Raw genomic sequence first — 6,000 nt, forward strand, 5'->3', positions numbered from 1 at the left:
CCCGGTTGGACGGGCCCGCTGGGGCGGACCGGGCTCACAGGATTCGCACAACGATGTTGAGCCTGGCTGCAGCACGCGGTCGTGTGCAGGTCAGTCGGTGCAGTAACGCTTGATCGCCGCGTTGAAGGCTGCGTCGAAGGCCGCGTCGTGTGCTTCCTTGGCGGCCTTTTGCGAGGCCGCGTCGGGCACGAGTCCCTGTGGCATCTGCTTGGCCTTGGGCTTCGCGTCGCAGTTGCCGGCCTGCGCCAGTTCCTTGCCGATGGTGAAGCCCTCGGTGGCGCCTGCCTTGCGTGCGGCGTCGACGGCGTTCTTGTTCACGGCGTCCTGGGCCGCTTGGCCGCCGAGGCAGGTCGCGTTCAGTCCGCCGCCGGCGGCGGTGTACTTGCCGTTGGGTTGGTCGGCGACCGCGAACTTGCCGTCCTCGCCGACGGTGACCAAGACGCCACCGGGTCCGTCGGTCTGGTCGACGGTTACTTTGGTGCCCTTGGTGAAGCCTTCACCGGTGATGATCGACTTGGTTGCGTCGCCCGGCTTCGCCTCGACGAAGCATTGCGCCGAGGGCAGGGTCTGTGGGGCGGCTGCCCATACGGCTGCGGCGGCCGGCCCGAGGGCCAGCGAGCAGGCGAGCAGGGGGGTGGTCAGGATGACGCGCGTGCGCTTGTTCATCTCGGTTTCCTCACGCCTGTGGGGCGAGGGCGGTGGCATGAGGAACGGCGTAGCCGCTGTGCGGCAGGGGGACGACGTAGGCCACCGGCTGTCGCGCAAACGGCAATGACGCGTACGTTCCTGGCGCTTGCCGAGTCACCCCAAAGGGAGTCCGGTCCATCAATTCATCCTCCCTCTTCCGTCCGGAGGTGTCGAGCTGAGCCGAGTTCGTGGGCGGTGTCGACCGGCAGCAGTTCGGATGCGGTGCGCGACATCGTCCGCGATCGCGCCGCCCGGGAGCAAGGCGGATGAGGGCCCTGAATAGCGGACGGCGATGGCGGGATGGCCGTGAACAACGCGAAATCGAAGTCCCGCTGAACACCGCCGCAACGTGGGTGGTGTCGTCGGACATCCCGTGACCGTGATCGAAGGTGATCAGATCGGACCACGGGGATGAGCTCAGCCGCGTTCCGGCGATTTGACGACGGGGAAGAGGGCTTTCGTTCCGGTGATCTGCAGGAGGCGTTGAAGCTGGGGGAGGGGGCCGCCAGGCGGATAAGGATGCCGAGTTCCCGGGCTGTGTGCCGTGCGGCGAGGAGGATGTTGAGTGCCGACGAGTCGCAAAAGGTGAGGCTGGTGCAGTCGACCGTGACGGGCCTGGTTGCCGAGGCACGGCGTATGGCCTCGGAGAGGGCGAGCCGCAAAGCGGGCGCCGTGCCGATGGCGATCTCCCCCACGGGCCTGATCGTGATCGCGTGTTCCATGACCTCCACGGCGATCTCGTCGGGGCGAGCGTCGGCGGAGGGAACGTGTTCGGTCATGGCGGTCACTCCTTCGATCTGCGGGCCCGTTGGCTCTGGATGTCCGAAGGCGGACTGATGACACAGGGCCATGGGCTAGCTGTTGCGCTGGTCGTGGGTGTCCTGGCGCAGCCGGTCGGTGTGCCGGGTCATGACGTCGATGCGGTCGGCGAGGTCGGTGTCCTCGGGCCGCAGGTGGGCGCGGGTGTCGGTCAGGGGGCGGACGAGGCGGGCGGCGTCGTTGTCGGCAAGGGCCTGGTTCAGGTCACCGATCGCGCCCTCGGCGCCGGCGGGCAGGCCGGTGAGTCCGGTGACCTGTCCGGCGAGGCGACGTAGATCGGCCGCGTTGCCGCGGGCCCAGGCGGTCACGCTGCGGTCGGCGGCGCGGGTGTCGCGGGTGGCCTGGACGCGCTCCTCGCCGGTACTGCCGGCCTTGCCGGGTCGAAGGCGTCGGGGGCGTCAGGAGGTCGTCGGCACCTGGCTTCGCCCAGGATGCCCGGGCCTTCAGCCCGGGGAGGGTGGGGTCCTTGGGCGGCGTCGTCTCGGGGTCCGAGTCGGCGCCGGCGCGCAGGGCGGCGAAGGCGGTGAGGACGTCGGAGGATCCTCACGGTCGCGGGGATGGCGGGTAGGTGGACTGGGGACTGGTGAGAGGTGGCGAGCTCGTCCGCACACGTTCTCAGGCTTGCCACTGCCGCCAGCGCGCAACGCATCGTCCGACGGTATGCCGCCTCTGGTAGGTCTTGCGGTCGAACGCCGGCGGCCGGCCTCTGCGTGAACCGCGCCTCGGCCGGTGACGGACCAGGTGGATGTTCGTACCGAGCCCTCCGCGAGCGTGCCCGAGCGCACGGTCGGCCGGCTCGCCTCGGTCGCGGTCCGTATGGTCAGAAGTCTCCGGTGCCCAGGGGGAAGGCCGCTCCGTCGCGTACGGCGCGGACGACTTCTTCGTGCAGGGCACGGCTCGCGGCATCGGTGGCACAGGCTACGGGGCTGCCGGCCATCGGCAGCCACTCGGACGCCCCGCTGTACTGCACCGTGACCTGCGCCAGGCCCTCGGCCTCGATCCACGTGGTGTGGATGTCGAGCTCGCCGGTGAGCACGGGGCCCTCGCCACCTGTATGCACACCGTCACGCCCGGCGAAGACTCCACGCGTGGTCCATGACGCCCAACTCATTCGGCCTCCTGGTAGCCCCTTGTCCCGACAGTGTGCCCTGCGAGTTGCGATCATCGAGCGCGCCTGGCCAGGGAAGGCTGCTGGTATCCCACGCGTGGGTAGCAGCTGGTGTGTGTGGTGGGTCTGGTCCCCCGGCTGCGCCTCGCGGCATACGTCGAGATCGCGCGTTTCGCGGTCGGAGCACATGGTCGGAGGGCGGATGTCTCCGTGGGCTACGTGGTCCGAGATCGGCGAGACGCCGGGATGGCTAGGGTTGGGCCAGCTTTTGGAAGAGTGCGCCGATCTCGTCCCGGTCGGCGATCAGTGGGAGGGTGTCGAAGTACAGCTCCCACTCACCGCCCGGGCCGAAGCGTTCCACGATCCCGAACGGGATGTCCTTGCCCTTCGGTCCGGAGACCGTGCCGTGCCACTCCACGTAGGTCGTGGTGCCGCCGAAGGCGACCTGGCCGGCCTTGAGGCGAACCTCCGCCGTGTCGAAGAGGCGTTGGAGGTAGGCCCGCTTGCCGGCCTTGGTCTTCAGGGGCGCGTCCAGCCCGGGTCCCGACAGTCGTGCGTTGCCCGTCCGGGCGAGCAGGGCGTCGATGTCCTCCCCGTTCCATGCCGCCAGGCGGTCTCGAATTTCAGCGGCCCTGAAGCGTTCCGGGTCCGGACCGCGGGAGGCGACGGGACCGGAGTCCGCGATCCCCTCGAACAGGGCCTCGGGCGCCACCTCCGGGACGGTGTCCCGGAACAGGACGTAGCGGTCGTAGTAGCGGCGGGCCTGGAGGGTCTTGCCGTCGTCCCCCAGGACGTTGCGCGCGATCTGCGGGTAGGCCACCCTGTGGCCCTTGACCGTGACCTCGTTCCACTGGCCGAACATCATGACCGCGCCGTCGGCCACCACGTCCGTGCCCCGGTAGCGCAGGTCGGGCACGAGCCTGAGCGACCCGGTGATGGAGTTGCCGATCACGCCGTGGCCGCGCTGCGGTGCGCCGCCCGCCTCCCAGAGAGTGGCGTCCTCGTCGAAGATGTCGAGATAGGCCTTCACCCGGGGGTGGCTCAGCTCCCCGGCGGCCGGCGGGGTACCGGTCGGCGCCTCACCGAAAGCGATCTGACGCCGCATGAACGCGCAGACGTTCGGGGTGATCCGACCCTCCAACCGCTCGACCTTGGCGCGCACGTCCCGGCAGTCGCCCCCGGTGGCTCTCTCCTCGCCGCCCGGTAGCGCTGCCGCCGAGGTCGCCATCCCCGCGACGACCGCCGCGACCGCCATTGCCACCACACCACGCCGTCCCACGAACATCCCGTACCCCGATTCGCTACCACCGCATGCGGCCGGCTGCCGCTCGCCTGGAGACCATGCCCGCTCGTCGAGGCAGGGGTCGATTACTCGTGGGGTAATGGCCAGGTCGAAGGGAGGAGAGCCCGTGCTCAAGACATCCCTGGGCCGCCGAAAGAGTCTGTGGTGCAGCGGCTCGTCGACAGCTGACCGCAGACCGTATCGCCGATCATCGGAATCAACTTCGTAGCCGTACGGCTGGACCGCGCGGCGGGCTTGCCCGGGCTTCGGAGCGGCAGCCCCGCGCCGCCGCGCGAACGGCTGAGGCCCTCTATCGGCATGCGGGCGGCGGGCGGAGTTTCGGGGCCTTGTTGATTTTCCGCGCATCTTCCATACCCGGCGCGGTGGCAGGAGAGCGCCAGGTCCGGCCGGTCTCCGGGCCACGAGGAGCGTGGACCATACCCGGCTGAGGATCCGTCACCGGCGGACCAACGGACGCCGAACCGGCACGTCGCACTCACGGATCCGAAAAGTTCACGACGGTCAGGACGAGGGGCAGCTCGTCGGTGCGGTCCTGTGGCTCGGGCAGTCTGCCCTGCAGGAAGGTGCCGCTCAGGTAGTCGTCAGTGGCCAGCCAGGTCGGGTAAGGGATCTGCCCCCGGTAGGTGAAGCGGTCGATGACATAAGGAACAGCGTCTGCCTCCAGCAGTGACGGGGCGTTCATCAGCTGGAAGTGCAGATGAGGGGCATTGGAGTTGCCCGTGTTCCCCAAATCGGCGATCTTCTGTCCCCTCTTGACCTTGTCTCCCGGCTCGACCAGCAGACTGCCCTTGACCAGATGTGCGTACATGGCCCAGACACCGCCGCCGAGGTCCTGGATGATGTTGTTTCCGTCCACGTTCTGGACAGTGAGCTTCGGACCGAGAACGGGGTCGTTGGCGGGCAGAATGCCCGGAGTGCCTGCCTCGACCGTGTCGAGAGTCGAACTCACCGTGCCGTCGGCGACGGCGTACACCGCCTCACCGTAGTCCGCGTAGCTCTCGTTCTTCGTCCTGTCGCCGCTGTAGAACTTCCCCTCGTCGGTGAGCTTCATCCAGTCGATGGCAAAGCGCTGGGAGTTGGCCAGCTTGCCGTTCAGGGAGTTGAGCGAAGGACGGTGCGGACTGCCGGTGCCGCAGCAGCCGTTCGCGGCGACCCAGTTTTCCCCTCTCAGCGGGGGCGCGATGCCCCGTGGCTTGCCGGAGGAGATGTCGAACGGCGCGGCCAGGTAGCTGATCGGGCTCGGCTCGGTGGCCGGGGGGACAGCCTGCCCAGTGACGAACAGCCGGTGCATGACCTCGGCGGGAGCCTGGTTCAGCGTGTCGAAGGTCAGGTCCACCATCAGGGCCCGGGACTGACCGGGGGGCATCACGGTGTCGGCGGCGTTCGACGAGGGCAGCATCCGCAGCAGGTTGCAGGCTCCGTACTCACAGTCGGGATCGGCCAGCTGGCGGCGGGAAAGGGTGGCGACGACAGCATCGGGGTGTTCGGCGTCGACCACCTGCACCATGGTGAGCGTGGCCGGCAGCCGCGAGGCGTTGGTCAGCTGCAGGTCGTAGGAGACGTGGTACTTCTGGTCGCTGCCGAGCCAGGGGAAGGTCGGATCGCCGACCGGTGTCACCACCACGGGGCTGAAGCTGTCCGGCACGGTCGCAGCGGCCCGTACCCCGGTCGGCGCGGCTTGCTCACCAGACCGTGAGGAAGCAGCTCCTTCCGCAGAAGTGGAGCCCGCGACGAGCAGCACGGCGGCCAGTATCGCGGACAGTGTCATCGGGCGCGGTCGCCGGGCCCCCAGGTGCGACCGCACGCGTCGTCGCGCACGCCCTTCTCGCGACGACAGCCGTTCGGAGACACTGATCGGGTCCGGACGGGAGCGTTGTGCGTTCATCACTCCACCTCGCTTGGCCGGCTCGTGCTGATACATCGGCGCTCGTCGCGAAGGGACGGGTTCGCCCTCTGGCGGTTGGGACGGAGCCGAGGTGTCAGCAAGGCCTAAGGGTTGTCCCGTAAATGATCTTTGAGTTGCCTCGGGGATAGTGGGCTGCTGTACCGCCCGTAGGCCTATCCGGCGAGGGCGAGGTTGTGC

General features: G+C 68.8%; 5 protein-coding genes and 1 pseudogene. All 6 read right to left on the reverse strand.

Going from position 1 to position 6,000, the window contains the following annotated elements; genetic code table 11:
* Window positions 1–90: 90 nt before the first annotated feature.
* Entirely contained in the window at window positions 91–666 is a 576-nt protein-coding gene (locus tag AB0D01_RS35540; RefSeq protein WP_363062768.1) for a hypothetical protein, read from the reverse strand.
* A 164-nt stretch (window positions 667–830) separates the two neighbouring features.
* Complete coding sequence (locus AB0D01_RS35545; protein ID WP_363062770.1) at window positions 831–1,466, reverse strand: STAS domain-containing protein; 636 nt, start codon at window positions 1,464–1,466, stop codon at window positions 831–833.
* Between the two features lie 75 nt (window positions 1,467–1,541).
* Window positions 1,542–1,895 (reverse strand): annotated as a pseudogene (locus tag AB0D01_RS35550) (HSP18 transcriptional regulator); the annotation flags it as partial.
* A 431-nt stretch (window positions 1,896–2,326) separates the two neighbouring features.
* Window positions 2,327–2,542 carry a hypothetical protein gene (locus AB0D01_RS35555; RefSeq protein WP_363062772.1) on the reverse strand — a complete coding sequence of 72 codons (216 nt, stop codon included), beginning with the start codon at window positions 2,540–2,542 and terminating at the stop codon, window positions 2,327–2,329.
* 322 nt (window positions 2,543–2,864) lie between these two features.
* Entirely contained in the window at window positions 2,865–3,869 is a 1,005-nt protein-coding gene (locus AB0D01_RS35560) for a hypothetical protein (RefSeq protein ID WP_363062774.1), read from the reverse strand.
* A gap of 523 nt (window positions 3,870–4,392) precedes the next feature.
* Complete coding sequence (locus AB0D01_RS35565; RefSeq protein WP_363062776.1) at window positions 4,393–5,658, reverse strand: M23 family metallopeptidase; 1,266 nt, start codon at window positions 5,656–5,658, stop codon at window positions 4,393–4,395.
* Between the last annotated feature and the right edge of the window lie 342 nt (window positions 5,659–6,000).

Origin of the sequence: Streptomyces sp. NPDC048606 (genome assembly GCF_040650855.1) — a bacterium.
GTDB lineage: Bacteria > Actinomycetota > Actinomycetes > Streptomycetales > Streptomycetaceae > Streptomyces.

Bases quoted from the DNA above. Each gene is read 5' to 3' on its own strand.
- AB0D01_RS35540 (WP_363062768.1), bottom strand. From the start codon at position 666: ATGAACAAGCGCACGCGCGTCATCCTGACCACCCCCCTGCTCGCCTGC.
- AB0D01_RS35560 (WP_363062774.1), bottom strand. From the start codon at position 3,869: ATGGCGGTCGCGGCGGTCGTCGCGGGGATGGCGACCTCGGCGGCAGCG.
- AB0D01_RS35545 (WP_363062770.1), bottom strand. From the start codon at position 1,466: ATGACCGAACACGTTCCCTCCGCCGACGCTCGCCCCGACGAGATCGCC.